The organism is Shewanella sp. 10N.286.51.B7 (assembly GCF_002873615.1).
Lineage (GTDB): Bacteria > Pseudomonadota > Gammaproteobacteria > Enterobacterales > Shewanellaceae > Shewanella > Shewanella electrodiphila.
Genome location: NZ_MCUF01000030.1, coordinates 19398 through 45774, shown reverse-complemented (window position 1 = coordinate 45774; position 26377 = coordinate 19398). Strand labels below are relative to the sequence as shown.

At 40.2% G+C, this 26377-nt stretch carries 24 protein-coding genes; 11 read left to right on the top strand and 13 right to left on the bottom strand.

Annotated features, from left to right (window positions below; genetic code table 11):
• Nucleotides 1-134: 134 nt before the first annotated feature.
• From BCU84_RS08995 to BCU84_RS08975, 5 genes are all read right to left on the bottom strand, one after another.
• Nucleotides 135-1223 (bottom strand): hypothetical protein, encoded by a 1089-nt coding sequence (locus tag BCU84_RS08995; RefSeq protein ID WP_102527751.1) that lies wholly within the window; start codon nucleotides 1221-1223, stop codon nucleotides 135-137.
• Between the two features lie 433 nt (nucleotides 1224-1656).
• The gene (locus BCU84_RS08990) at nucleotides 1657-3144 is read right to left on the bottom strand and encodes a PQQ-binding-like beta-propeller repeat protein (RefSeq protein WP_102527750.1); all 1488 of its coding nucleotides are present in this window, start codon (nucleotides 3142-3144) and stop codon (nucleotides 1657-1659) included.
• The gene (locus tag BCU84_RS08985; protein WP_133146631.1) at nucleotides 3144-3893 is read right to left on the bottom strand and encodes a GDYXXLXY domain-containing protein; all 750 of its coding nucleotides are present in this window, start codon (nucleotides 3891-3893) and stop codon (nucleotides 3144-3146) included. The genes BCU84_RS08990 and BCU84_RS08985 overlap by 1 nt, the downstream gene beginning before the upstream one ends.
• Nucleotides 3886-5043, bottom strand: coding sequence for a DUF4401 domain-containing protein (locus BCU84_RS08980; protein WP_102527749.1), 1158 nt, complete (start codon nucleotides 5041-5043; stop codon nucleotides 3886-3888). The genes BCU84_RS08985 and BCU84_RS08980 overlap by 8 nt, the downstream gene beginning before the upstream one ends.
• Nucleotides 5040-6113 (bottom strand): DUF2157 domain-containing protein, encoded by a 1074-nt coding sequence (locus tag BCU84_RS08975; RefSeq protein ID WP_102527748.1) that lies wholly within the window; start codon nucleotides 6111-6113, stop codon nucleotides 5040-5042. Before BCU84_RS08975 ends, BCU84_RS08980 begins: the two co-directional genes overlap by 4 nt.
• A gap of 393 nt (nucleotides 6114-6506) precedes the next feature.
• On the opposite strand from BCU84_RS08975, the gene BCU84_RS08970 reads away from it, so the two are divergent.
• Together BCU84_RS08970 and BCU84_RS08965 are read left to right on the top strand one after the other, a co-directional pair.
• Complete coding sequence (locus tag BCU84_RS08970) at nucleotides 6507-8507, top strand: hypothetical protein (protein ID WP_133146630.1); 2001 nt, start codon at nucleotides 6507-6509, stop codon at nucleotides 8505-8507.
• 407 nt (nucleotides 8508-8914) lie between these two features.
• Nucleotides 8915-9166, top strand: coding sequence for a DUF2999 family protein (locus BCU84_RS08965; protein WP_102527746.1), 252 nt, complete (start codon nucleotides 8915-8917; stop codon nucleotides 9164-9166).
• Nucleotides 9167-9235: 69 nt separating this feature from the next.
• On the opposite strand, the gene BCU84_RS08960 is transcribed toward BCU84_RS08965, so the two are convergent.
• Complete coding sequence (locus BCU84_RS08960; protein ID WP_267869180.1) at nucleotides 9236-9370, bottom strand: helix-turn-helix domain-containing protein; 135 nt, start codon at nucleotides 9368-9370, stop codon at nucleotides 9236-9238.
• Nucleotides 9371-9379: 9 nt separating this feature from the next.
• Between BCU84_RS08960 and BCU84_RS20985 the strand changes: the two genes are divergently transcribed.
• The 4 genes from BCU84_RS20985 (at nucleotide 9380) to BCU84_RS08945 (ending at nucleotide 12087) form a co-directional block, all read left to right on the top strand.
• Nucleotides 9380-9550: an SDR family NAD(P)-dependent oxidoreductase gene (locus BCU84_RS20985; protein WP_241906403.1), complete on the top strand. Its 171-nt coding sequence runs from the start codon at nucleotides 9380-9382 to the stop codon at nucleotides 9548-9550.
• Between the two features lie 30 nt (nucleotides 9551-9580).
• Complete coding sequence (locus BCU84_RS20980) at nucleotides 9581-9790, top strand: hypothetical protein (protein ID WP_241906398.1); 210 nt, start codon at nucleotides 9581-9583, stop codon at nucleotides 9788-9790.
• A gap of 37 nt (nucleotides 9791-9827) precedes the next feature.
• Nucleotides 9828-10847 carry an alpha/beta hydrolase gene (locus BCU84_RS08950; protein WP_102527744.1) on the top strand — a complete coding sequence of 340 codons (1020 nt, stop codon included), beginning with the start codon at nucleotides 9828-9830 and terminating at the stop codon, nucleotides 10845-10847.
• A 199-nt stretch (nucleotides 10848-11046) separates the two neighbouring features.
• The gene (locus tag BCU84_RS08945) at nucleotides 11047-12087 is read left to right on the top strand and encodes a polysaccharide lyase family 7 protein (protein ID WP_102527743.1); all 1041 of its coding nucleotides are present in this window, start codon (nucleotides 11047-11049) and stop codon (nucleotides 12085-12087) included.
• A gap of 74 nt (nucleotides 12088-12161) precedes the next feature.
• On the opposite strand, the gene BCU84_RS08940 is transcribed toward BCU84_RS08945, so the two are convergent.
• Nucleotides 12162-13322 (bottom strand): MFS transporter, encoded by a 1161-nt coding sequence (locus BCU84_RS08940; RefSeq protein ID WP_102527782.1) that lies wholly within the window; start codon nucleotides 13320-13322, stop codon nucleotides 12162-12164.
• Between the two features lie 402 nt (nucleotides 13323-13724).
• Nucleotides 13725-14435 (bottom strand): hypothetical protein, encoded by a 711-nt coding sequence (locus BCU84_RS08935; RefSeq protein WP_102527742.1) that lies wholly within the window; start codon nucleotides 14433-14435, stop codon nucleotides 13725-13727.
• A 307-nt stretch (nucleotides 14436-14742) separates the two neighbouring features.
• Here BCU84_RS08935 and BCU84_RS08930 point away from each other — a divergent pair, with 307 nt between their 5' ends.
• A complete protein-coding gene (locus BCU84_RS08930; protein ID WP_157936209.1) occupies nucleotides 14743-15951 on the top strand; it encodes a conjugal transfer protein TraF in 1209 nt (402 codons plus the stop codon).
• Nucleotides 15952-16031: 80 nt separating this feature from the next.
• Here BCU84_RS08930 and BCU84_RS08925 read toward each other — a convergent pair whose 3' ends face one another.
• From BCU84_RS08925 to BCU84_RS08915, 3 genes are all read right to left on the bottom strand, one after another.
• Nucleotides 16032-16850 (bottom strand): hypothetical protein, encoded by an 819-nt coding sequence (locus tag BCU84_RS08925; RefSeq protein WP_241906397.1) that lies wholly within the window; start codon nucleotides 16848-16850, stop codon nucleotides 16032-16034.
• Nucleotides 16850-18016: a BamA/TamA family outer membrane protein gene (locus BCU84_RS08920; protein ID WP_102527740.1), complete on the bottom strand. Its 1167-nt coding sequence runs from the start codon at nucleotides 18014-18016 to the stop codon at nucleotides 16850-16852. Before BCU84_RS08920 ends, BCU84_RS08925 begins: the two co-directional genes overlap by 1 nt.
• Before the next feature lie 155 nt (nucleotides 18017-18171).
• Entirely contained in the window at nucleotides 18172-19854 is a 1683-nt protein-coding gene (locus tag BCU84_RS08915; RefSeq protein WP_198589553.1) for a diguanylate cyclase, read from the bottom strand.
• A gap of 374 nt (nucleotides 19855-20228) precedes the next feature.
• On the opposite strand from BCU84_RS08915, the gene BCU84_RS08910 reads away from it, so the two are divergent.
• Both BCU84_RS08910 and BCU84_RS08905 read left to right on the top strand, forming a co-directional pair.
• Nucleotides 20229-20756, top strand: a complete 528-nt coding sequence (locus BCU84_RS08910) for a thioredoxin fold domain-containing protein (protein WP_102527738.1) — start codon at nucleotides 20229-20231, stop codon at nucleotides 20754-20756.
• A 147-nt stretch (nucleotides 20757-20903) separates the two neighbouring features.
• Complete coding sequence (locus BCU84_RS08905; RefSeq protein WP_102527737.1) at nucleotides 20904-21350, top strand: YHS domain-containing (seleno)protein; 447 nt, start codon at nucleotides 20904-20906, stop codon at nucleotides 21348-21350.
• A 200-nt stretch (nucleotides 21351-21550) separates the two neighbouring features.
• On the opposite strand, the gene BCU84_RS08900 is transcribed toward BCU84_RS08905, so the two are convergent.
• Nucleotides 21551-21955, bottom strand: coding sequence for a hypothetical protein (locus tag BCU84_RS08900; protein WP_102527736.1), 405 nt, complete (start codon nucleotides 21953-21955; stop codon nucleotides 21551-21553).
• A gap of 427 nt (nucleotides 21956-22382) precedes the next feature.
• Here BCU84_RS08900 and BCU84_RS08895 point away from each other — a divergent pair, with 427 nt between their 5' ends.
• Together BCU84_RS08895 and BCU84_RS08890 are read left to right on the top strand one after the other, a co-directional pair.
• On the top strand, nucleotides 22383-24056 hold the full coding sequence (locus tag BCU84_RS08895; RefSeq protein ID WP_102527735.1) for a SulP family inorganic anion transporter: 1674 nt from the start codon (nucleotides 22383-22385) through the stop codon (nucleotides 24054-24056).
• A 310-nt stretch (nucleotides 24057-24366) separates the two neighbouring features.
• Nucleotides 24367-24858: a TIGR00645 family protein gene (locus tag BCU84_RS08890; protein WP_102527734.1), complete on the top strand. Its 492-nt coding sequence runs from the start codon at nucleotides 24367-24369 to the stop codon at nucleotides 24856-24858.
• 183 nt (nucleotides 24859-25041) lie between these two features.
• Here the strand turns inward: BCU84_RS08890 and BCU84_RS08885 are convergent, their stop codons facing one another.
• Entirely contained in the window at nucleotides 25042-26343 is a 1302-nt protein-coding gene (locus tag BCU84_RS08885) for an anaerobic C4-dicarboxylate transporter (RefSeq protein WP_102527733.1), read from the bottom strand.
• Nucleotides 26344-26377: the final 34 nt, after the last annotated feature.

Genomic DNA, 26377 nt, shown 5'->3' with positions numbered 1-26377 from the left:
AATGCCTTACTTATCTCACTTAAACAGTGTGATAGTAAGGCATATCTTGCAGCTAAAGAGTGCTTTATTCCTATTTATCCATTTCCTGTATTTACCAAATTCAGGCCTTAGACTATAGGCTCACAAATGGCTGTTTACTGTCTATCTTCAATTGTAAAACCATGCGGTATTTGGAACTGGCTATCATGTACTAATTCTTCAGATACTGAAGTAATTTCATATAAGTAACGAACTCGGGCATCTTTTTGCCATTCTGCAACCACCTTATCAACGGCCTTATCAGCTTCATCTTTGATAATATTACCAAAGAAACTAGTCGCTGCATTACCTAGCCCTTCAGAGAAATCAAGGTTGTTATCTGAACGCTTTTTCTTAGCTGAAGGGCAAGCTTCATTTTTTTGAAACCATTCCATTTTTATCGATAATGGATAACCTTTAATAACTGATAATTTTTGGCTAATCATATTTTTCTGCTGACTATCACTGCTCTCAACATCGCCACTAAAGCCTTGAATAGCTTTAAAACCGTCTTCACCTAACAAGCGTACTAAAGCATTTTTATCACCGACCTTACTTAAATAGTTTTCAGTCGATTTCTTATGCACTTTCCAAGCAGCAGTCATTTCTTCATTTGGAGTCGTAGTCCAAAATACAAATTGAATTAAATTAAGGTCCACTTTACCATTTTCATCTTTGAACTCAGTGGTCCAAGTTGCTTTAAATTCTTCAGAAAGTAAGCCACTGATACGACGCTGTTGATTCGTAGCAGCAATCGTAAAATCATTTTTAACTAATTCGACATTACAGCTTTTATCTGCATAAGTTTCATACTCTTCTTCATCATCAGAAGACTCTTGTGCTTTTGCCATAAACTCATCAAAGCCGGTTGTACATCCGCTTAACGGACATTCACGATATTTTTCTTTATCGTTATCGATTTGCCACAATAAATTGTCTTCAATTCTAAAAACTGTGGTGTAATCGAAATTTGCCCATCGCATGTAAAAGCTATCAAATTCAGCAGTTTGATCAATCGCACGCATGTTCTCACGAGTATAAATGGTTTGTGTACCCTTATTATCAGGCATATATAATCCATTTAACGTCGTTTTGGCAGTTACAACGGTGGTAAGATTTTTTGGTGAATTATCTACAGGGGTAGAAGAACAAGCAGAAAGTATTGCAGCAACGGCAACAGCCGACACTTTACGAACAAGATTCATTTATATTTCCCTTATTAATGAATTAAGTTTTATTTTTATAGGTGAGTTAAGCTACAAACAAAAAGTCCAAAAGTGCTTATATTAACCAAGCCTTACAAACTCATCTATGCTTTATCAGTAACTTAGCTAGCATTAGCGCTAACCCGTGGACATACTACTTAGGTATTTACACAGATGCACGCTTGATTTCTTCCTTTCCAGTTAGTTTCTCATTAATAATCAATATAATGCCCCGTCATTAATCTTATCATGACTATATTGGTTAAGGTTTTAGCCTGTTTCAAGTGAGACTTGTTGTAAATGGCTAAAGCACCAGTGCTACTCTTCTGCTGCTATTTGAGGTTCAAGCTTATTCAGTTCAGCATCAAACATATTGGTTAATAGCACTTCACCCTGTTGATTGACTCTGAACTCACCGCCTCAGCCACTTCGCTTAAGCGTTAAATTTAGTAATCAATTGCACGGGTTTAAATTTATCTGTGCAGGCATACATCCCTTTGCCTAAAATCTCGTGTTCATTCCAATGGGTAAAGCGCTTTTCCATCATTGCTAATCTTTCTAAAACAAGGCCTTGATCTTCATTACAACCACTGAGAATAAATCGAATAACACCATTGAATGTAGGAGTCGGTTGGCGAGTTCCATATGTTCTGCCGCCATGATTGAACCCGTGATGACTTGCTGAATCACGAGTATAGATTTCACCAAAACGTAGTGCGTCATCTAAACTTGAAGAATGCATATTAATAACGATTTCATGCTCTAATTCGTCACTTGCAGTCGCAACTAATTCAATTGTTTTTTCGGGCTCTTTTTCAAATTCAATTTGGGTACTTAAATTTAAAGGGTCAACTTCAAGACTTGGAAAATCTGCAACATCTTGAGTGCGATTATCCAAGGTAAAATAGTGTTTTCCTGTATTGGGATCAGTAAATTGATGTCCCTTAATACGGTAACCTGTTGGCATTGGGACGGTATAAAGCAGCGCATAGCTGTTGAGGTCATATATCAATAACAGCTCGTCTTCTGCATGGGTAAAATAGATGTAGCTGTCATCAACAAATATATGTGCAGCACTCACTCTGTAGCCTGGTAGTGAGGTCTTGGTGGCAATACTTGCTACTACATCACCGCTTTGGGGATCGACAATGAGTATTTTGTCATAGATGGCGACATAAATTTTACCGTGATACAGGCCTATATCATCTATCGCTTCTGGTATGGGAAGTTGCCATATTATATCGCCGTTATCATCGTTGAACCCTGTGAGTGTTCCACCGCTTTGTTTATATTTACTTATGGTATTTTCCATATAAAATTGTGATATTTCAGGGCCAATAAAACTAACCACGGTATTATGAGATTTAATATTCGAAATAGCCGAAGTTGCAGAAGTAATGACTTCTTGCTCCCAAACTTTATTAAGTTTTATATCACGCTTGATATAGCAATGTTTTTTATCATCGTAGCCATAAATAAAGCCATCCATTAGTTTAGAATAATATTTATCTAAACTTTCTGATATCACATTATTGTCTAAGCAATTAAACACTATTGTATTCAACTTCCAATCTGAATTAAAATCTCTAAAAACATATACATCCTGACGTTTCGGATAGCCATAATTAAAAGAAAGGGACATTTTTTTTATAAAACGTTGAGGCAGTATTAACTCCTCTCCTTGACCATTTATTAATAAATAGGTTATCTCATCACCTGAACTTATTTCTATCCGCCGATAAGTTTTACCGCCTATACAAAAAAAACGCCCTAATGTTCTGTTCACTTCATAATTTTCAAAGCTTAATTTTCCATTATCAAAAAATAAACTGTTCCCCTCGCTACTATTAACGTAGATTTTATTGTCATCCAGTGATTTTTTATGGAGCACGCATCTATCAGCAGTTTTGTATATTTTCATTACTTTGAAATCCCTTCAACATTTGTAGTATCACCAGCAGCTTGATATTCAAGCTTATTAAGTTCAGCATCAAACATATTGGTTAATAGCACTTCACCCTGTTGATTGACTCTGAACTCACCGTACTTTGCAGCTTCATAGACACTGGCGTGACCTTCTTGAAAGAAAAATGCATTGGTGGCAAATTTGATCCTGCCATCTCTGACTCGATACTGTAAGCGCATTTCATCTGCTGCTAGCTCCTGCCCATCATATAAGGCTTTATAAGTCGCGATATTGCGTAAATCGAAACTCACCACCACGTAGCCGTCACTATTAGCCAATTTTCGCCATTGTCGGTCAGTTTCAGCTTGTTCATTGGTTGCAGAGCTAGTGCTTCGGTTAGCACTTGAATTATCATTTGAATTAGCAGTTGATTCCGCTTCAGCAAGGTTCTGCTCTGTTTGAATCTGTTCTTCTTGAACCCGTTCTTCTTGAGCAAGCTCCTCTTTACGCAGCTCTTCTTGACGCAACTTGAGCGCACTACGAATATCGTTACTCATTTGAAATCGCAGCGCCATATAATCCCCCTGCATTAACGAGCGAGGATCTACCGGTGCCAGTTTAAGATAAATTAACTCCCCATGGCGTATATGCTGCTCTTTTTGAAATATCTGCCAATTAACTAAAGCTAAAATCAACACCAAGGTGCCGACTAAGATAATGGTATTGAGGTTTGTCATGATTGCGGTTTTAGAGAGTTTAGGCATTGGCTGGCTCCCTTTGTTTGGTCACAAATTTGAGCATGGCCCAGCGCACAGCCAGTAAAAAAACACCCATTAACATCAGCGTGTAAGATTTATCTAATAGGCTGAAATCTAAGAAGTAGTAATATGCTGATATGAAGGTCACTAAAGCTATAATCCCTAAGCCTAACAGTAATCTATTGCTGGCTGAAAAACCCAACACCATAATTAAAAAGCCAATATTAATTCCATGAGCTTCAAACGACAGCACTGAAATCAACAGGCTGATTACGAGTACGCTATAACGCACTTTAACCGATAAATCTGGGTATCGATTTACTATTTGCCACACCACATATAGCGACACAAAAGCCAATAAAACATCGCCCATCCAGGGCGCAGTAAGTGACTCAGTTGATAACAACTCACTTTCAATTAAGCCATACCAAGCATATTGAAATGACATAAAACATGTTTGCACTAAAGGCGCTAATAGCAAACCATAAGCGATTGGCCGCTTATGCAATAAAACCACTGAAAAAAGACTATTTATCAGCGGGTTGTTAGTTTTCCCTTTACGCTCAAACTCATGCAGGAAAAGCCAGCAGGCAAGCAGTAATATGATGCTAGTGGCAATAAACGGCAGCTGAAAAATGGCTAAGGTGACGATAAAACAACAGGCAGCAAAGAAGGCTGAACAAAAGCGATGAATGTCATTGGGCATAATAGCCATCAGACTAAATTGCAATATTGTCGCCAGCAACCAGCAGGTGTCATCATCAAAGTGCTGAATAAAGCCATAGACAATTAATATCTGCCCACTAAAACTAACCGCTAATGACAGATGTTCGATAAATTCATTTTTATTGAGTGTAAATAATGCATAAGCACCTAGGGTCAGAATTGCCCCGACAATAAAAGCACCTTGGTCATTATCAAAAATAAACTCCATCCCTAGAGCTAAAAAACCAAGAAAGAACAGCGCGGCAAACCAACCAGAAATAGCCAATAACAGTTTTACAAACCACGGCGATTGGATTTCTGCTTTAGCGGGTTGCTCACCTGATACCACGCCGTGGTGCAATAAGCTTTGCCATAACGAGGTTTGGTTATGAGCTTTTTCTTGGGTCAGTGACTCTGAGCCGAATTCCTCAGGGGTTAATGACTCATTCATGACTGCCACTCCTTATTGATTTTACGCAGCCAAATAGCCGAACCTGCTGCCATGGCGATCATCATATTTGATATCAATAACAGGCCAATTTCTTCCAATGTTTCAAGCCAATATGCCGAAACATAATTGATAATGACAATGTTGGCTGACAATAATGTTCCAGCCAGCATAAATAAGTCTTTTTGATAATGGCGATAACAAACATACATTGCCAGCAACCAAAGCGGCCAAATGGTGATGGGTAAAAATCCTAGTTCTTTAAAAGCAGAATGAAGATATGAATCATGAGTAAAGCTCCAAATACTGCCTACCATTAGCCATGTAATGCAAGCGCCACTGACGACAGCCAGCAGCCTTGGTGCCCAACGCGCCTTTAGCCAATGGTAATGACGACTGAAACCTTCCCAGCAAGCTAACGCCACGATATTGAATAACAATATCACCCATAAAGCATTCAGTTCTTGGTTGATAAACCAGCCTAGCCTGCCACCAAAATTTAGGTAATACTGCAAGATAGAGACATTGATTAAGACAACCCACAACATCCAAAGTGCGCCAAGGCGGCCAATGACAACCCAAGGAAGGATTAATAAAGCCCAATTAAAAAATAACTGCCAAGGGTCGGCGCCTGTTTGATAGGTTTGTCCAAATAAGGCTAATAACACCCCAAAGAAAACGGCGGCCATAAATAACGGCACTTTAACAACCGACTCAGATACTGTTGGAATGATGGACTTTAGGGGATGAGGATTTGAATCATCTAGTGATTTCGATGTTTTCTGAGCGAGCTTGTTTAACTGATAATAAGCAACAACGGCGAATACAATCAGTATTTCCACCAGCGCAAACTTGGCAAACTTACCCATCTCATGCCAGTTAAAAGCAATAAAAAACAGCACAGAAAAAGTGATCGCAAGACCACCTAACCAGGCTAATAGTTGATTAAAAAAGTGAACCCAATGGTGTTTACTTGGTTGAACCTTACTGATGATAAGGGCATCGTTTATTTTGCTCTCATCAATCGCATTTTGTTCAAGCAACCCAATCAGTTGCTGTCTATTTGATGTCATGTTGAATCCATTCGCTTACATCTGTCTGCGTTGTAATATACCAAAGCTCATTCGAGATGCTAGTAAAATAACTAATGAGGATAAGGTGTTAAAAAACAAAATACTAAGCTTACTAGATCATCGTCAACTTCAGAGTTTTACTCTCTAGGTTGATTCATTATGTTTCAGCCCATGATTTTCTAACTTCCAAGCAATTCATCAGATTCATTGGCAATTTTTTACACTTTTTCTTTTAATCAAATTAACAAGCTTAAACATTTCAAAAATACATTCATCATATGTTTGTTGTTTTTCTGTTAACTTTATGTACACTCAAACAAACAAGTTGATTGTTCTTTGAGCGGAACAAAGGGGAGAACTTCCGTTTTTTTGATTGAAACTATGGGGATAAAAATGAGAAATATAAATAACTACATCGTAAATATGCGTCATAAAAAACTGGCGATTGCCTGCTTTTTGGCCATCACGCCACTAAGCGTATATGCCGATTCACAAGGACAGCAACACGGGCAGTCAGAACATCACAGCCATGGGTGGCAATTTGATGAACGCCAACAACGAGGGGAAAGTGAAAGCCGCCGTGCAGATTACAGTAATAAATGGCGCGGCCATAAATCAGCGGGGAAAAAATGCAATAAACACCGCAAACATCATGGTCATCGTCATTGCAAATTTGAGCGACACTTTTGCCAAGGTATACCTGTTGTCGCCGAAGAAGACTTACCAACAGACACAGACTTAAGCGGTTATGAGGGGGAAGAAATTGGCTTTTTTGAAAACAAAGTCTTTGATGATGAACCTGAAGTTCTATTTGCCTCTGATAGTTTTGATGAAACCGTCAATGACACGACTCGCTTAAAGAAAGCGCTTCGTTTTGCCGCTAAAGAAGAAAATGGCGGTGTGGTAGTTTTACGTGCATCTGAAAATGGCAGCAATAATCGCTATAGTTTGGCGCATATTGTGGTGCCATCAAATGTCCGTATTGAGGTCGAACCTGATGTTGTCCTCGAAATGCGCGGAATTAAAGAAGACACCTATCCAACGGGTAATCCAAGTAATAGACCCAATCGACAGTTCTTATTTTCGTTTGGTCGCAGCATTGGCCCAAGTAAGTTATCCGCTGAACGCACAGTGAATGTGCAGATCACTTCAACCGATCCGAGTAGAAATTTCACCGTTGATGCTAAAACCAACATGCCATACAACTATGGCGAAATGCAGGGTGGCAATGGTGGCGGCTTAGTTAACCTCACCCGCGCTATTCCATTTGGGCTTTTTTATGTTGAAAACTTCTCGGTATCCAATGTCACCATTGAAGATAACCATACTGAATCAGTATCGGTACAAATGTTTGCTGATGCCGATTATAAAGATGGATCATACACTTATCGCTTTGGTTCAGCGCCGCTTTATCTACAAGACAGATATGTGAAAAACCCAGAAGGATCACCAAGCTTAAATAGACCGATGAATCCAGTCAATGTACCAGTTCCAACCAATGAGAATGGTGATTTTATTGATGATGAAGGCAATATAGTGCCGGACATGTTCGCGATTCAACGCAACCCAACTTATGCCCGCACACCGATTAAAGGCTCAGTGAAAAACATTAAATCAATTAATGCCCATACGGGCTATGGCGTAGTGCAAGTTTACGGTGGAGATTGGATTGAAATTGATAACATTGAAGCATTCAATGGTATTGGTGTGCGAGTGGAAGCAGGTAATGGAACCAATAAAGACAACTTTAACCGTTCAGGCCCTTACTTTAGCTCAGCGAATAAAATCAAAATCTCTAATGTGAAAGTGACTAACGGCTTTACTGGCGTTTGGTTAAAGCCACACAGTAAAATCATGAAGGACATAACTGTAGAGAACATTGAAGCTATTGATAGTGGCTCTGCCCTTTTAGTGGGTAAAGGATCGTTTGCATGTAAAAGCAGTTGTCGTGATTTAACCCGTGGTCGTATCAATAATCTATCAGTGAGTGGCGATATTATTTTACGTCAAACGGTTTATGATGAGCCCGTTGCTGAGGTCGGTAACGTTGCCACTTACTTTATGAGTGAGTCAAACCGCGAATATTTAGCCGAGCAAACAGGTAAAACCATTACTGAAATTTCTCGTGCTGACATCGAGCGTAATTTATCAGGTTCACGTTGGTATTTAACTTTCCCTGCAGCGCCTATCTTAGCGTTATCACAACTGTCAGCCACAGAAATTGGCGACCAATCTGCCTATGAAGGTTTTTATGGGGTGGATTATTGTAATGCGAATATCATTCAAGATGGCCTAGCCCTAACAGATGGTGAAAAGTCTCGTCCTGATATTCTTTATATGGGCGATGCACACACGCCAAATGGTGAAATTGCTACCGATTATATTAATAAATAAATCCTAGCACTCTAGTTGGTTTATTAGTGATAACAAAAGACGCCAATATAAAAAGCCAGTAGCCCGCGCTACTGGCTTTTTAATTATTGATTATGGATTGCTGAATATTAATTAGTGAGTATTAATTAGTGAGTATTAATTAGTGAGTATGGGTTGGTGAGTATGGATTGTTGAAGTAAATAACACCGTTTAGATTTTTCACCTTTGCCACATAGCTACACCTTTGCCACATAGCTACAAATACATAGCCTTATTATTGTTTTAGCTACAGACTGCATGATTTAACATTTTCAACTTCCCCCTTAAATCGACTCTGGGATCACAGCCGAATTTTTCACTCTGCAAAACTAAGATATAAATGGTAAAATAGGCTGATTATCCGTCTCAATTAACCACAAGGTCTAGCAATGAATCCAATTATTGCCCTGTTAAAAGAACACAGTGTCAGTGATGAAAAAATCAGTGAAGTGTTTCAAGCATTAACTCAAAACCCAATGATGGCGATGAATATCATCGGTCAACTTGGCATTCCTGCTGAAAAGCTACAACAGCTAATGGCGATGGTAATGCAAAACCCAGCGTTGATTAAAGAAGCTGTACTCGAGTTAGGCTTAGATTTTTCAAAAGTTGAAGCGGCTAAAGCGCAAATGCAGCCTTAATAAACTTCTCGATCTTCTGAGTAAGTAGTGTGCAAGACCTTTAAAACGGCCAATCTATGATTGGCCGTTTTAGTATTGTTTTTTTACCTGCTTTCGATATTGGCTCGGGGTGATATTTTTACATCGTTTAAAGCTATGACTGAAATTAGCGCCATCGTAAAAGCCTAACTGCAAGGCTACCTCTTCAAGCGGTATGGATTTCAATACTTGCCTGTGCTGCCTTATTTAAAACAAAACCACACTAGCACCATTATCAATATGTCATCTGCAAGCAGTGATTATGGTGTGCCTGAGTTAGCAAGCTACTCCGCCAGTAAATTTGCAGTAAAAGGGCTCACTGAAGCACTTGAGTTAGAACTTGCTCAATATGGAGTTCGGCTATGAGAGGTGCTGCCGCCATTTATCGCTACTAAAATGCTTAATACACAACAAAAAACCGCTAAAGTGATGACAAAACTAGGTCGGCATTTAACCGCTGAAGAAGTGATTACTGTGATTGAAAAGCAAGTTAATCAACCTAGAACCCATAGAACAGTCGGGTCGCTTTATAGTATGTTACATTGCTTAAGTAGTGTTTCACCTCCTGTTATCAACCGCTTGTTTATGAAGGTGTTAAGTCGTTAATTGGTCCAAACTGTAATTTATAAAAAGGAATGAATAAATGAGTCAAAGCGCCACATCGATAAGATTACAAGCGCCAAAGTTAGAAGCTAAACAACGAATGGCAGCCAAACTGCTGACCTTAGCGCCATTACATAAATTGCCACCAAAAGTATTTAGACATGTTTATAGCACAATGGACAGATTATTGGGTTTAAGTAAGATTGAAATGGCGAAGGTTATCGACTCAAGTATCCCTGTGACCACACATACTGACAAAGAGAGCTCAATCAAACTCCGTGCATATTATCCTGTTTTCGAGCAAAAGATTGATGCTGACTTAGTTAAAACTGCGCAAAAAACACTGGTGTACTTTCATGGTGGAGGCTGTGTGATTGGTAGTTTAAATACCCATGATCGTTTTTGTCGGTACTTGGCTAAACATGGCAACATGAATGTTATTGCTGTCGATTATCGCTTAGCCCCTGAGTATAAATTCCCTACCCCAATTTGTGATGCCATTGACGCATGGAACTATATTAACGACCACCATCAAGAGTTGCATATTCAAGCTGAACATATTGGAGTCGGTGGTGATAGCGCAGGTGCATACCTTGCTTGTATTATCGGCTTAAAGCAGCTGCAATCAGCGTTACCGTCTATTGCTATAGCAAAACCTACATTCCAGTTTTTAATCTATCCGATGCTTGATTTACAAGGCTTAACTGAGTCCTACCGTGGCTTCAATAAACAACTGCTCCTAACTCGAACCTTAGTGGATTATTTTAGAGGGCATTACCTCAACTCATTGAATGAAATCGCATTACCTTTAGCCAGCCCTTTGTTAACAGATGACATTAGTGACTCACCAAATACCTATATATTAACCTTAGGTTACGATCCTTTAAGGGATGATGGCATTGCATACGCAAATCGTCTCAAACAAACAGGTATTAGCACTCATCATCAGCATTTTGACGACTGTATGCATGGTTTTATCTCCATCACTAAAACCAGTGCCCGTACTATGCAAGCTACCCATGCGATTGCCATGGCTTTAAATAGATTCAACTCGCTATAAGTAACTGAGTAAATGGGTAAGTGGTTAAATGACTGGTTAAATGAGTCGTTAAATTAGTGCATTTGATTCAAGTCGGGCTGTATTTCAATAATATTTTGCTCAATTGATCAAATCATCCAACTCGATCACAATATTGTAATACAATATTATTGTAGTATCTTAGGTAGACTTTAATGGCATGTTCCAGAGGAAAGGCTCAATGAGAAAACTCCAACTTAGTGTTTTGATTGCAACTATCGTTGCTGGCTCTGCAGTGGCATCAGTTGAAACTGATACCGCCAAAAAATTTAACCTTGATCCAGCTAAAGCACCTGCGCAAAATTTTGATTTAACCAATTGGAAAATTACCTTACCGGAATTAACCAAAACAGGTAAACGCAAAGGCAAAGCACTAGAAATTGATAAAACTCAACTGGGCAATACCGAAACGCCTTATGCCCACCCTGAATGGTTCTACACGAATAAAGATACTGGCGCCTTGGTGTTCGTTGCGCCAAATGAAGCACCGACGACACCAAATAGTAAAAATACCCGCAGTGAATTGCGTGCCATGTTAGCCGAGCATTATGGCGAGCCTAAAAACAACTTTGTGGTTGCCTCTCACCCTGACGCCAATGAATATGGCGCTATTGGCGGCCAATTAAAAGCGACACTGTCGGTTGATCATGTCAGTGTCAGCGGTAACCCTAAAAAGAACGGGGCATACTCGGTCGTAATTGGCCAAATTCACGGCTCTGATAATGAACCATTAAAGATTTCTTATCGCAAACTACCGAACCATGAATATGGCTCAATCGCATGGAACTATGAGTTAAACCCGATTCCAGAGCTGCAAGATGCCAAAGATGAAAATGGTAAAAAGCTGCGTCAAGATATCCGTCATAATGTATTTGGCGAATACAACCTACGTGAGAATGCTGCCGATCCACAAGATGGCATTAAACTCGGTGAAATATTCTCTTATGAGGTCAATGTAACGGGCGACACCATGCACCTGTTATTTACTAAAAACCCTGGCACCGACAACGAAGTAACAAAAACCTTCGCGGTTGATTTGGCTAAAGGTCAATACCAAGGCCACGAAGTGGATGAAGGCTACGGCACTGACTGGATGTATTACAAAGCAGGGGCTTACAACCAATGTAATACCAAGAAAAACAGCTCAGATTGTCAATGGCGTGGCATGGAAAGTGGCGACTATACACAAGCGACTTTTTACCAGTTAGAACTGAATCAATAAGCCTTGTTAGTTGGCTAGCATAACTGATACTCGAACTCCTAATGCCTATTAGGAGTTCTTCTTTTCAACTCTATCTACCCAGCAATCGGCTTTTGACCTGATGAAATGGTTTCTGCGCTCTTAAGCAGCATATAAATACAAGTGGTAATTAAACACACACCTAAGTAGATAATTAAACCGTTACTTGCCTGAGTAAATGTGGTCGCTAATAACGGGCCTAATACTGAACCTACGCTATAGCACAACAGCATCATCTCGGTAGCAGACACCATTTTTTCAACGGGTAAGCTATCGCAAGCTAACGTAATGGCTATTGGGTAAAGGGCAAAACTGCTCGCCCCTAGCATTAATAAGCTTAACGCCATCATGACAACACTCGTTGACTCCAATACGCCCATGACAGCCAAGCAACCCAATAGACAAAAAATAGCCATCAGTAAGCTCTTGCTCATGCGAGTCGACATGGCACTCGCCGCAGGTTGAACTAGCATGCCGCCCAGTATAATACTCGCCATTAATAACCCCGTATGCTCAGCATAAGCACTTGAATGGCTAAGATAAGACGGCATCAATCCATAAATAGGCCCCAATAATAATCCCGACACAATACAACCAATAATCGCAGGACGACTAATATGGCGAATTTCTTTGCGGTTAATCGATTGTTGGTCATGACTAATCGGCTGACCTGAACGAATCAATACAGGCGCCAGAGTCGCTAAAAACAGTAGTCCTAATACATACAGATAAGGTTGTATGCCTTCGGTGCCTAAGACAGAAATAGCCAGTTGCCCTACAGCACTACCGCCATAAAGCGCCGCCATATATAAACCTAAGCGCTTTGCTCGTTGCTTAGGACAATTAGCCATGAGTAACCACGATTCAACCACCACAAATACCCCTGCTACAGCCATACCTGCAATAAACCTTGCAGCGAGCCAAGTCACCTGATGAGGAATGAGTAGCATTAACGCCACAGTCAAACCCACAAGAGATAAAAAAATAATAAAGGCGCGTCGGTGCCCTAGCTTTTTAATGACCCCTTGAATACAAGTTGCCCCTAACAGCAAACCAAAATAAAACACACTGGCAAGCCAAGGCGTTAAAGATTGATTGATACCAAAATGAGCTAATGACAATGGAATAAGGCTCATTAAAAAGCCCGATGCGACAGCGAAAAATGTTAAACCAACTACAGGGGTAACAATGTTGTTTTCAACATTGCCATGCTTGATTATCGTCAATTTCGTACTACTTAATGTAAGATTTTGGAAGGGTAAAGCGTTCTTGTCGGCTAAAGGTGAGAAAGCCCTATAGACTATTTTCGGCGAATGTATTCCTGAAGCGAAAATAAGTAAAGATAAATTTTATCCTGATGCTAAATTGTGCAAATAAATATCAAATATTGCTGTTTAGATCATATTATTGCTCAGCAAGCACTCATAAACTGCAAGCAAACAGAGCAGCATCATCCATCTAAAACGCCAAGGATAAAAATGGGCAGATGATAAAAGACACCATATCCCCTAAATAAACCATTCATTATGAGCAACTGAGACCATATCAACACTCAAGTGAAACTTTTAATAGTTTATGGATTTTTAGTGTCGATAATAACTTGTAATAAAAGACACTGATTAATCGCGCTTTAAGCCCAGATTTATTAAGGTTTGTCCAATGAATATGACACTATCAAGGTAAAGGGCACTACCTGAATCAATTGCATTATCGAGTGTTTTTCCCTTTTCAGTGTATTGTGACCAGTGATAACAAATAAAAGCACAAAACAGATAAGCACCAAACCAATGCCAAAGGCCATGAGAGGAATCAAGTATCATCATCCATGTTATTTCGGTCACAATTAAACTGACTAAAATACCAAAGAGTATGGCAATGAAGGATTGAAACAAAGCAGGTAATTTGGCTGATAACAGTAAAATAATACCCAGCATGAATGCAATAAATATCAAACCGTCGCATAAAGGTAGAAGAATTTCTTGGGGGAGAATATAACTGAGTAACAAGGTCGGCCCTGTTGTCATCAATGTATAGCCAATAAAGCTATATAGGGGTTTTTGAGACTTAACGCCCAATAGCACGCCTAATACAATAATGCTTAAATACCCCCCCATGACCCAAAGCACCCCCGCTTTTAATAAGTCATGTTGCGGCATATAAGTAATCACAGCATAAATACAGCTAATTCCCCACAATAACACTAAGCCTAAGACAATATTAAATGCCCATGAACTTAACTCGCGGTCCTTATAAAATAACCATCGAAAATACTCAATTACGCCTCTATCTTGCATAGTGCCACCATCATCAAATCTGACTAAATCATTCATAAAGCGGTAGTTTACTTAAGCTTAAATACAGCAAAAGCTTACTCACAGTAATAAATCAGACCTAAAGAATATTTCTAATGGAATTTTTACAAAAAGTGACATAAATCAGGTTATGTTCGCCATTGAAAAGAGACCTAAAAACCTAAAATGAAATAACTTATCTACACATGATACAAAGTTTAACAAAAACAGTGTGTTAATGATTGATATTTGCACGTTTCATGAAAAAACAAAAACCATTTACTGTTATTATCTGTTGCGAAAAAATTAAAAATAACAATTTATATCATAGTGTTACAGGATGAACATGTTTAAAATAACTAAAAATAATATGCTTAAGTATTTACCTATTTGTATCGTTGCCGCCTTTGCTACTTCAGCTCACGCAAACAACCACAGTTTTGACGCCCGCGCTCTTGCCATGGGTGGTGTAGGCGTAAGCACTGCAGATTACCTCACTGCCCCTTTTCACAACCCAGCGCTAGCGGCGAACTTTAAAGAAAATGACAATGTCGGTTTATTGATCCCTTCACTGGGCGCACATGTTAACGACCCAAGCGATCTTATTGAGAATGTTGAAGATTTTTCTGATGTGTATGATGATTTCAAGTTCTTGGAGAATCCCACTGAAGCCGACGCCCAAGTAGTGATTGCTCAGCTTAAAAAGGTGCAAGGCAACTATGCTCAAGTGCAAGCGGGCACCCAGTTAGCCATTGCTATTCCAAGCAACCTTGTTGCGGTTAATTTATTTGCTCAAGCCTATGCTGACGCCTTAGTATTTGCTGATATTGCCGATGAAGATCTCGATCCAAGTAACATCATCAATCAGGATATCAATTCACAAGCGCTAACAATGGGCGTCATCATATCTGAAATAGGCGTTAGCTTAGCAAACTCGCATCAGTTTGAGTCTGGTAGCCTTTTTTATGGTGCTTCACCTAAGTACCAAACTGTGAATACCATCAATTATATTACCGACATTGAAAACTTCGAGTTTGATGATTGGGATGATGATCGCTACCAGAATGATGATAGTAACTTCAACTTAGATGTAGGTATCGCCTTTCAACACAAGGATGGTTATGGATTCGGTTTTGTCGGTAAAAACCTAATCAAAAATAGCTATGACACTGAAATAATTGAAGGGGTAAAAGGACAGTACGAACTCAGTCCGACTTACACAGTCAGTGCAAATTATCAAAATAGTTACTTAGTAGCAGCTATTGATGTTCAGCTTAATGAGTCTGAAGGTTACAGCGAGATCAGTGGAACGTCGACCTTGTTTGATGCCACCCAAGATAATCAACAAATTGCTGCAATTGGTATCGAATTTTTCCCAGATAGTTGGGTAAAATTACGAACGGGTTATCAAACGGACTTAAGCAATAACACTGATGATAGTATTACAGCAGGTATCGGCTTATCGACCTTCAGCTTATTCCACTTCGACTTATCAGCAAGTTACAGCGATGAGAACAATATGGGCTTTGCTATACAGACTGGATTTACTTTCTAGTTCGATTACATAGTTCGTTCAAAAATAAGCTGATATTGCATCAGCTTATTTTTATCACAGCAAGCTTTAGTAGCAAGCAGTTATTGTGTCAGTCGCTCACATGTTGAGTTGTACTCGTTAAGCTCAATAACCCCTTGTAAAATGAAACCATGATAGCGAGCTCTGACTAACTGATAGTCCATATCCGGAGCAAAGTAATAGGTCACTTCCTCAGCTCCTGACTGCTCAACAGGGATCAATTTCATTTCCCCCCATGGTTCAATTGTTGCCTTAATCGTGGGTTTAACATACAACTGATACGGCTCGATATCATCTGAAGCTTGTCTAACTAACGCAAACTGACTGCGACCTTGCATTAACAATTGACGCATTTGAATCGCTAAAGTATCGACATCTCTTAGCGGTATGTGAGCCGATTTATAGCGGTCGATATCGCCATCAATATCCACCTCTGATTCAAGCCCGTCCTTACTTAAAGAGACTTTCATATCCCTTGCACGAAACCCTGTGACTAACTGATGAAATCGCTCAATGATCCATTCTTCGGTCGTATCAGACCATGACAGTTCTGCTCGTTGATCATATTGAGTGCCGATCCCTAAAATGCTCGCTTTACTTGTCGAGGTAACCACCGCTGACTTACCCTGCCAATTTTCCGCTCTTTTCATTGTGCCAGTATGAATACCACTGAGATAAATGTCGTAATTGGCATGACGGGTGCACTGCTTTTTTGTAGATAGCTTTTTTGTAGGCTGATTTTCTACTAACTGACTTTTTACTGATTGATTTTCTACTAACTGATTTTCTTCAAGCGCAGCAATAACCTGCTGACTGAAAGACAACATTAAGACTATGGCGAGCAAACGCTTAAGCGGAAAAAAATCAATCGGCAAGATCATCAAAATACTTCGTTCACATTTAAGTAAAAGTTAGTTTCGTTTTCGCCCACACCAACATCAAAACGTAAGTTAATATTGTCTTTGATTTTAAATCGGAAACCTGTGCCGTATGAGGCTAATAGCTCTTCAGTTAAGTCACTGACATTAGGTGCAACACTGCCAACCGCGCCCCAAAATACCATGCCATAGCGTTGGAAAATCGGTAAACGATACTCAACTTGTCCCATCATCATTTGCTCGTCACGGTATCGGCCTTTAATGAAACCACGCATGGCACTAGAACCACCCAAGTCAGGCAACATATTCCAAGGCACATCACCACTGGTAAAATTACCTTGGACTTGCCAAGCAATTAGACCAGGAGCATTAGCTAAAATAGACGTTGAGCTTAAATCAATATAGTTGGCTAACTCGATATTATAGGTCGAAAAAGTAGAATATTCGCTGTTTTGATAAAACCCTGCATCAATTTGAAATAACCAACCTTTAGTGGCATTCAAACGATAGTCACGGGAGTCGTAAATACTGGTGACGACAACACCAGAACTAAAGTTACTCGGCAATAGGCTGTTTTCGTCAACCGGCTCACCAGTTTCAACTAATTCCAGTTTTTCAGCACTAGAATAAGTAAAATCAGCTCCAACACCTAAAAAGTAATTGTCAGCAATTTCTGTCATCCAACGAGGTTTAAAGCCATAAGCTTGCTCTTCATACTCATGGTGATTGGCATCGATATTGCCATCTTCAATGCCTTGGCCATAGTAGACTGCAGCTTCATTGTATAGCTCTAAATCCAGTAACAGCCTTTGTTTACCACCATTGAAAAACGTCATGTTTTCAACTTCAATACCATAGGAGTTATTCATCGACACAAAAGAGTTCAGCACCAACGATGAAGGCTGCTCTTCCGATGTAGAACCTTCGGTTTTATATAAGCCTACCATCAACAATCCCACGCCAAATTTTTTCTCAGGCGTGTAATAAGCAGTTGGTAAGTAACTCATATCAATCGGTTTGCTGTCATCAAATTCACCATCAGCACCAAACACAGATAAAATGTCATCGACCCAAGTCGGCTCCATATCTTTTGGTGTTTCAAATAGTGGTTCAACAGCAACTGCAGCACTTGAAAATGCTAATAAGGTAGGTAATAAAATCCGTTTCATAATGACTCTAATCTGATATGAAGCAAAGCGGGATGAAAGCCTTGTGGCTTGATTGCGCGCATTCTACCATTACAAGAGTATTCGACCATTAATTTTTGTTTAGCTAATGATATTTCTAGCTGTAAATCAGTGTTCAACAAGCGAGAACTTGAACGTTAACTCACTATTCTGACTTGGTTTTTACCGCTATATTTGGCGATATATAATGCTCTGTCTGCATTTTTAATCATAGGCTCAAACCTTGCTAAAGTTAACGGGGTATCCTCAAACTGATTGGCTACTGAACCTGCCACACCAAAACTAGCGGTTAAGGTTAACGAAAGCTCTAGCGCTAAAAATTCAACTTTTTCTATCGCTTCTCTTATCACTTCAGCTTGAGTAATGGCACTATCGCGAGAGGTATGAGGTAAAAAAACAATGAACTCTTCACCGCCCCAGCGCGCTGAAATATCACCTTGGCGGCAGGATTCAGAAATCACTTTCGCAATGGCTTTCAACACCTCATCACCAACACTATGACCATGAGTGTCGTTAACATCTTTAAAAGAGTCGACATCGATTAATAATAACGATGCGTCACCCTTCTGATAAACGATCTGCTGCCAAAGGGGCTCAGTTAATTCTTGAAACCCTCTACGATTATTTAACTCAGTCAGTGGATCGGTGCGGGCGTATTTTTCAGCAATTAATTTATCAATCTGAGCAACTCTAAATTGGCGCGCCAAAATCGAAGCTAACAAAATGGCTTCGAACGCCATGCCGACTTCAATAGCCTTAAAGGTGTAGTCGTTATAAGGCACTAACACCCCCGCAACTGCCAATGTTGAGATAGTGATACATATGGCGGCAGTGACAGAGGAAAGAATAAAAATCACTGCAAATGGTTTTTTAGCATTCAGCGCTTTAACGCCCATGGCGATAAATAGCACCACAAAACAGGTGTTAAGTAAAAACGCTAGCACCATGGAGAAAAACAACTGATTGAAAATAAAACCAATCAGCATTCCGAAAGGAATGTATAAGGTAGTGCGTAACACAAATCGATCTAATCCAGGAGCATACTCCTTTGTTTGCAGTAATGAACGAGCAAAATGCAATCCAGCTACGCTGTAAGTAATCATGAGGAATATATCGAGCCAATCTTGAAAGTAAACACCAAAATCATAGGTAATAATGGTGTGTAATTGGCCCGTATAAGACAGACTATTAAGCACAAAACCTAGAAGATATAAGCCGTAAAGACAATATTCTCTCTGTCGAATAAATACAAAAAGCACCAAATTATATAGCGCAAGCGCCAGCATAATGCCGTATAAAGCGCCATATTGATAACCGCTATTAATATCACGATGAATGGCTTGTTCTAATGAGCTAAATTGTATCGGCAGTGCCATCGGGCCTTTTGTTTCTACGCGCATAATGACTTGGGTTTCACCCGAAACAAAGGCGTGTTCAAATGCGTAAAAACGATATTGCATGGGTCTTGACTCAAAGGACAAGCCATCGCCACCAGCAATATGTTGCGCCACTTTTCCATCTTGTATTAGCCAAGTATCGATGTAATCAATCCAGGGTGTTTCAACTGATAGTCGGTAAGGAGTTGGCGCATGTGATGTGTTATTGACCGTAAACATCATCCAGACTGGAGTTACATCAATGCCTAAAGAAATAGAGTTACTGCTGCCACGAGTGAGCGAGCCCGTTTCAAAATGCTCAAGGGCTTGGCTCAATGAAAGCTTGTTATTTTGCTCTCTAAAGTACTGAGTTTGCTTACCCAGGCTGCCTTGCTGGAACTCAGGAATAACGATGGTATCAGCTTTAACAGAAGTACTCAGCACACAAGCACACACAACAAAAGTGAGTAACAGCCCCCAAAGGAGAGAATGTAAACTTTCGTTACTGAGCGCTATATTATTATCGTTTTTTAAGTCGCTAAGCTTGGGCATAAATGACGATGTGAAATTATTGTTATTTTATTTATAGTAGCATTTAACCCAAAAATCTTCGATATGAATAGTGTAAGAATAAATGCAGCACTGAAATTGCAATATCTCCACTGAAGTAGGCACGACATAGTCCAGCAACAATAACATCAAGGTCTATGGCGGTTTATCTAATATCTTCAACTACACCCAAATAGAAGAAGGTGAATCACCACTGTTTTATGATGCTGATGGCGGCTATGACGTAGCTTACATCTATGGTCCACTTCATGGTCGAGAATTCTATGTTGCCGTTGAAGGCAAGCTTTAACTGCCTAGTGCTACTGACAGCTTTAGCTGTCGGTAGCACTGCCAGTGCAGATCATGCGAATACCGCACTTTCTGTGGCGCAAATCCAATTAAAGGATTTGCGCACCAGTCAATCCTCGGTGAGTTACCATGCAGAAAAACCTACCGTGTTGATGTACTTTCAACCCGATTGCAGTTGGTGTAAAAAGCAGGGCAAAATAATCACAGAGCTATTAGGCGAATGTGGCAATAGCGTGCACTTTACTTTAGTCGGGGATAAAGGCTCTAAAAGCCAACTCAAACGCGAATTACGTCATTTTTCAGCCGATATACCCTCTAAGCAAAGCAATAAAATGTTTGTACGTAAAAGCGGTGGCGTGAAAGGCTTTCCAACCACTTTAGTACTTGATACCCAAGGACATGTATTGGCTAAACGCCGTGGTTTTACCTCTGAAACCATGTTACGCAGATTAACCAACGAACTCAGCCAAGGTGAATGCGCATTGTAATCACAATTTGTATTTAAATATTCTTGGCTATTTCACTCTTTCTGAAATGATTTACTGCTTTATTAGGTCTCATTCTTTATCAAGATAACCAGCGAGACCAGTTGTACTTTACAACTGAATAAGGCGAAGTCTTCCAAAGGATATGAGATGAAATTACTGACGACACTATTACTGCCACTGATATTATTCATCATGGCAGGCTGCACCAGCTTAAATAAACACCCCATCTATAATAACGAAGGTTACGCTGTTTCTGGATATGATGTTGTCGCTTATTTTACTGACAATAAAGCCGTAAAAGGTGACCGCCAATTTCAGATTGAATACCAAAGCACACAGTGGTTGTTTGCCAGCCTGCAGCATCTACAGTTATTTGAACAATCCCCTGAGCGATATATACCGCAATACGGAGGATACTGCGCCTATGCCATGAGCAGTGGCTTTGTGGTCAGTAGTGACCCACTCGCTTTTACCGTATTTGAAGACAAACTCTACTTAAACTACAGCTTGAGCGTGAGAGAAAATTGGCTTGGAAACAAACACCAATTCATCAAAGAAGCGGATGAACATTGGCTTGAGAAAACCAGCCACTAATTCGTCAACAAAAAGGCCAGAATAAAGCTATTCTGGCCTTTTTTAAGTTGTGCTAGGGGTTGGACTTTGCTGGTTGAGTTTTTCGAGATAAAAACGGATTAAGCGCCGCAAGTGGATTACCGCCTAGCAATCTAGGCAAAAATCGCGAAAAATAACCTTGAAAGCTCAACATCTCCTAATTATGCACCCCGATAAATTCGCTACTTAACCCAGCGCATAAGCTCATTGGCATTCATTAATGCATACTGCCTTTTCACCAACTTACCTGCTGGCTCAAAAAGGAGTACCTCAGCAGGTCTGGCTTGATACTTGCCAATAAACTGGTCACCCTCTGGGGTACCGATCCTTGCAATAAGAAAAGCAACATCATCACCTAATGCACCACGAGCCTCATTCATTTGCTCTGTCTGGCTATTACTTACAGCAAGGTTGGGATCATAGACAAATACGACTGCAGAGATACCCGAACCAATATCCTCATGGGAAGTTTTAAAACCTTTAGGCAAAACCGAAAAAACTACCGCAACCAATACGATAATAGCAGCGACAATACCCAAGCCCACTAAAGGCTTGCGGCGAGTAGTGTTTGAATTAGAAGTCCCCATAATAGCAATGCTCTCTTTAAGTGTTGAATTAATTGACGTCGTAACAGACTGTAACAACCCTACCTGAGGCCAAGATTAAATCAATATAATGAGCTTGAACTTAGCAGTAATTTATAATTTGTCTGCTTTAAAAATCGGTTCACACTGTCCAACATTCAGATAAAGAAGCACTACGGCGGCCAAGCTTAAATTAACCCAAGCTTAAATTAACCCAAGCTTAAGAAGCTATATTTAAGAAGCTAATAACTCTAAAAGACATGGCCTTATTTAGCGAAATTCTGCCTAAAAATGTAATCTCATGCAACAAATCTCATTTGCAAAGCAGGCTCGCAAATTCAATTACATTTGCGACATTGATCCCATTAATGTATTCACTATACAATGCTGCAAAAATTTTGTGTTGCTAACGTTTTAGGTGGTATTCGCTTTGTTTAAACAACGCTTTCAAGATGTCAGTCTAAAGGGAGATATATTTGGTGGTGTTACTACTGCCATTATTTCATTACCACTTGCTCTCGCCTTTGGTGTAGCGTCAGGTGCTGGCGCAGAAGCGGGGTTATGGGGCGCCATTCTCGTTGGTTTTTTTGCCGCATTATTTGGCGGTTCTTCGACACTAATTTCTGAGCCTACGGGCCCAATGACAGTGATCATGACGGCTATTTTGACCACCATGGTGGCCAAATACCCAGAATCAGGCGTAGCAATTTCATTTACCATTGTAATGATGGCTGGTGCATTTCAGTTTTTGCTGGGTATGCTCAAATTAGGTAAATATGTCACCCTAATGCCCTACAGCGTAGTGTCTGGTTTCATGTCTGGCATTGGTATCATTCTTATTATCTTACAGTTGTCGCCACTTTTAGGCCATGCAGCTCCTGCTGGCGGTGTTATTGGGACACTTAATGCGCTGCCAGAGACCTTAATAAACATAGATTTCAAAGAACTATTTTTAGGCATATTAACCCTAGTCACTTTATTTTTATTCCCACAAAAACACCGTAAATATGTCCCCGCACAACTGGTCGCGTTAATCGCAGTCACATTACTGTCGATCATATTTTTTGATGATGACAGCATACGCCGAATTGGCGAGATCCCAGCAGGCCTTCCTTCAATCGTCATCCCGCATATCAATAGTGAAATCTTCACCACCATGATTATTGATGCCTTAGTGCTCGGAACTTTAGGCTGTATTGATACCTTACTGACAGCCGTGATTGGCGACTCATTAACCCGTAAAGAACATGATTCAGATAAAGAATTACGCGGCCAAGGTTTAGCTAATATGTTGGCCGGTTTATTTGGCGCATTACCCGGTGCAGGCGCAACGATGGGCACAGTAACCAACATTCAAGTAGGTGCGCGCTCACCGGTTTCAGGCATGACTCGTGCGCTGGTTTTGGCCTTAGTGGTACTTGTCGCAGGTGGATTAACCGAACCTATTCCGATGGCGGTACTGGCTGGTATTGCTGTCTATGTGGGCTTTAACATTTTAGATTGGAGCTTTATTCAGCGCGCTCATAAAGTCAGTGTTGCAGGCATGGCCATCATGTACGGCGTTATGCTGCTTACTGTGTTTGTCGATTTGATTGTTGCGGTCGGATTAGGGGTGTTTATCTCAAACATCATCATTATTGAACGCCTTAGCCGTGAACAAGCTCGCCAAGTCAAAGCCATAAGTGATGCAGACCAAAACACGGTACCACTCACGCAAAGCGAAAGTGATTTATTGGATCAAGCCAACGGCAAAGTGTTGTTCTTTTATTTGTCGGGGCCGATGATTTTCAGCGTATCGAAAGCAATATCACGTCAGCACAACAGTATTAGCGAATATGAAGCGATGATTTTAGATTTAACCGACGTCCCCATGATTGATGTGACAGTCGGTTTAGCACTAGAAAATGCGATTAAAGATGCCCAAGATGCTCATTGTGAAGTGTTTTTATTGTGCCCAAATCCGCAAACCCGTGAGCAATTAAATAAGTTCCGTGTGATTGACTCCTTGCCTGAACAAAATACCTTCTTATTCCGCTATGAAGCGCTACAAGCGGCGTTGAAGCATGTGGGCCTTAACAATCAAGCCAAGGTAGGACATAGCTAGTAATAACTAATAGCCATTAGCGCAAGGCACCTCAAAGCTAAAGTCGTGCGCTATTAGCATCAGTAAAATGGCAATGGATTTGCCAAGCAAGAAAAAATATCTACAGCTTTGAAGTGCATCAATATCAATATTTGTTCTACCTACAATTAAGTTAGCGCCTTGAATTTAAGTAAACTCATCAGTGCCGATAAATAACCTAAACTTATTATCTTGATGAAAGATAAAATGATGAGTGTGGATTAGCATCATTGTGGTATTGTTCGAAAATCGCTGATGAGTAGCGATTTTTATTTTAAAGGTTGGATTACCAATGGAACAAATGTTTGAGAAATTGATGTATGCATCACGCTGGATCATGGCGCCAATTTATCTAGGATTAAGCCTGATTTTGATTGCACTGGGTCTGAAGTTCTTTCAGGAGATCTTTCATATCTTACCAATTATCTTTCAAATGAAAGAAGTTGATTTAGTGCTAATTGCCTTATCACTGATTGATATCACTTTGGTTGGCGGGCTTATCGTGATGGTGATGTTTTCAGGCTATGAAAACTTTGTCTCACAACTTGATGTCGCTGATAAAGATGAAAAGCTCAACTGGCTTGGCAAGATGGATTCTGGCTCGCTTAAAAACAAAGTCGCGGCCTCAATTGTCGCCATCTCATCGATTCATTTATTGAAGGTGTTTATGAATGCCGAAAATATCGAAAACGACAAAATAATGTGGTACTTACTTATCCATATCACTTTTGTGTTATCAGCCTTTGTCATGGGCTATCTCGACAAAATAAGCCGCACCAAATAATCACTATTTGTGCTAACTCATTAGAGAAATAACTAAGCAAATAACTAGATAAATAACTAGATAAATAACTAAGCAAATAACTAGATAAATAGCCCTGCAAATAATTGGGGTAGCAATAAGCTACCCCAAAAAATTTCAGCTACAGCTTGTATGACTAGATAATAAAACTAATCATACTTATGCCTATAAAATCATCTCAGCAAGTACAAAGCCTATAATTACTGAACTCACAATAGACACCACACCCGGTATCACAAAAGGATGATTAAATACCCATTGACCAATGCGGGTAGAGCCAGTGTCATCCATTTCCACAGCAGCCAACAAGGTTGGATACGTTGGCAATACGAATAACGCACTCACTGCTGCAAACGAAGCAATGGCCGCCTCTGGGCTAACCCCTAGCATAAATGCTGATGGCATTAACGCCGCAGTTGTTGCTGCTTGCGAGTACAGCAACATGCTAGCTAAAAACAAAATAATAGCCAACATCCACGAGTGCTCTTCTAACAAGCCACCCGATAGCGCTTTAATCTCTTCTAAATGCCCAGAAACAAAAGTATCACCAAGCCACGCTACACCTAATACACAAATACACGCGCTCATACCCGACTTAAACGTCGCAGCATTAAGCACCTCTGCCGTATCCACTTTACAAAACAGGGTAATAGCGGTGGCGGCGGTTAACATAAAGACCATAATGGCTTCATTTCGCGGTAATGTCGGATTCTCAATAAGTGCAACAGCATCACTAATCGCCGTGGCATAAAACACCACCGCCACAATAGCGACCAGAAAAACCATCACTGAACGCTTCGCGCTCGCAGGTAACTCAATGCTATTTGTTTCGCGTTTGCTCACTAAACCTTGCGCAACACGTTCTTGATAAACCGGGTCATCTTTTAACTCTTTACCCATAAATTGGGCAACAAAAGCACCGACCATACAAGCAAGAAAAGTAGAGGGAATACAAATCATCAATAAACTGATATAGCCCACGCCTTTACTTTCAAGCATGCCACTCATAAGCACAACTGCAGCTGAAATCGGTGACGCTGTAATCGCAATTTGAGAGGCAACAACGGCAATACTTAATGGCCTTGAGGGACGAATGCCCTGCTCTTTAGCGACTTCAGCAATAACGGGCAAAGTGGAAAATGCTGTATGTCCCGTACCCGCAAACAATGTCATTGTGTAAGTCACAACTGGGGCTAAAAAAGTTACCTGCTTAGGGTTTCGGCGTAAGATCCTTTCTGCAATATTAACTAAATATTGCAATCCACCCGCAACTTGCATCGCCGCAATCGCTGCGATGACTGACATGATAATCAAAATCACATCAATAGGAATGGTACCTGGGGTCATACCTAACCCAAGAGTTAACACCAACACACCTAAACCACCAGCAAAGCCAATACCAATGCCGCCAATCCGTGCGCCGATAAAGATGGCAGCTAATACCACCACTAACTCAATTGTTACCATAAATCCTCCCAAGCCATAATTGCGCGCACTCTAC

Excerpts from the sequence above, each read along its gene's own strand:
- BCU84_RS08995 (WP_102527751.1), bottom strand. The coding sequence starts at position 1,223 with ATGAATCTTGTTCGTAAAGTGTCGGCTGTTGCCGTTGCTGCAATACTT.
- BCU84_RS08990 (WP_102527750.1), bottom strand. The coding sequence starts at position 3,144 with ATGAAAATATACAAAACTGCTGATAGATGCGTGCTCCATAAAAAATCA.
- BCU84_RS08985 (WP_133146631.1), bottom strand. The coding sequence starts at position 3,893 with ATGCCTAAACTCTCTAAAACCGCAATCATGACAAACCTCAATACCATT.
- BCU84_RS08980 (WP_102527749.1), bottom strand. The coding sequence starts at position 5,043 with ATGAATGAGTCATTAACCCCTGAGGAATTCGGCTCAGAGTCACTGACC.
- BCU84_RS08975 (WP_102527748.1), bottom strand. The coding sequence starts at position 6,113 with ATGACATCAAATAGACAGCAACTGATTGGGTTGCTTGAACAAAATGCG.
- BCU84_RS08970 (WP_133146630.1), top strand. The coding sequence starts at position 6,507 with ATGAGAAATATAAATAACTACATCGTAAATATGCGTCATAAAAAACTG.
- BCU84_RS08965 (WP_102527746.1), top strand. The coding sequence starts at position 8,915 with ATGAATCCAATTATTGCCCTGTTAAAAGAACACAGTGTCAGTGATGAA.
- BCU84_RS20980 (WP_241906398.1), top strand. The coding sequence starts at position 9,581 with ATGCTTAATACACAACAAAAAACCGCTAAAGTGATGACAAAACTAGGT.
- BCU84_RS08950 (WP_102527744.1), top strand. The coding sequence starts at position 9,828 with ATGAGTCAAAGCGCCACATCGATAAGATTACAAGCGCCAAAGTTAGAA.
- BCU84_RS08945 (WP_102527743.1), top strand. The coding sequence starts at position 11,047 with ATGAGAAAACTCCAACTTAGTGTTTTGATTGCAACTATCGTTGCTGGC.
- BCU84_RS08935 (WP_102527742.1), bottom strand. The coding sequence starts at position 14,435 with ATGAATGATTTAGTCAGATTTGATGATGGTGGCACTATGCAAGATAGA.
- BCU84_RS08930 (WP_157936209.1), top strand. The coding sequence starts at position 14,743 with ATGTTTAAAATAACTAAAAATAATATGCTTAAGTATTTACCTATTTGT.
- BCU84_RS08925 (WP_241906397.1), bottom strand. The coding sequence starts at position 16,850 with ATGATCTTGCCGATTGATTTTTTTCCGCTTAAGCGTTTGCTCGCCATA.
- BCU84_RS08920 (WP_102527740.1), bottom strand. The coding sequence starts at position 18,016 with ATGAAACGGATTTTATTACCTACCTTATTAGCATTTTCAAGTGCTGCA.
- BCU84_RS08910 (WP_102527738.1), top strand. The coding sequence starts at position 20,229 with ATGGTCGAGAATTCTATGTTGCCGTTGAAGGCAAGCTTTAACTGCCTA.
- BCU84_RS08905 (WP_102527737.1), top strand. The coding sequence starts at position 20,904 with ATGAAATTACTGACGACACTATTACTGCCACTGATATTATTCATCATG.
- BCU84_RS08900 (WP_102527736.1), bottom strand. The coding sequence starts at position 21,955 with ATGGGGACTTCTAATTCAAACACTACTCGCCGCAAGCCTTTAGTGGGC.
- BCU84_RS08890 (WP_102527734.1), top strand. The coding sequence starts at position 24,367 with ATGGAACAAATGTTTGAGAAATTGATGTATGCATCACGCTGGATCATG.
- BCU84_RS08885 (WP_102527733.1), bottom strand. The coding sequence starts at position 26,343 with ATGGTAACAATTGAGTTAGTGGTGGTATTAGCTGCCATCTTTATCGGC.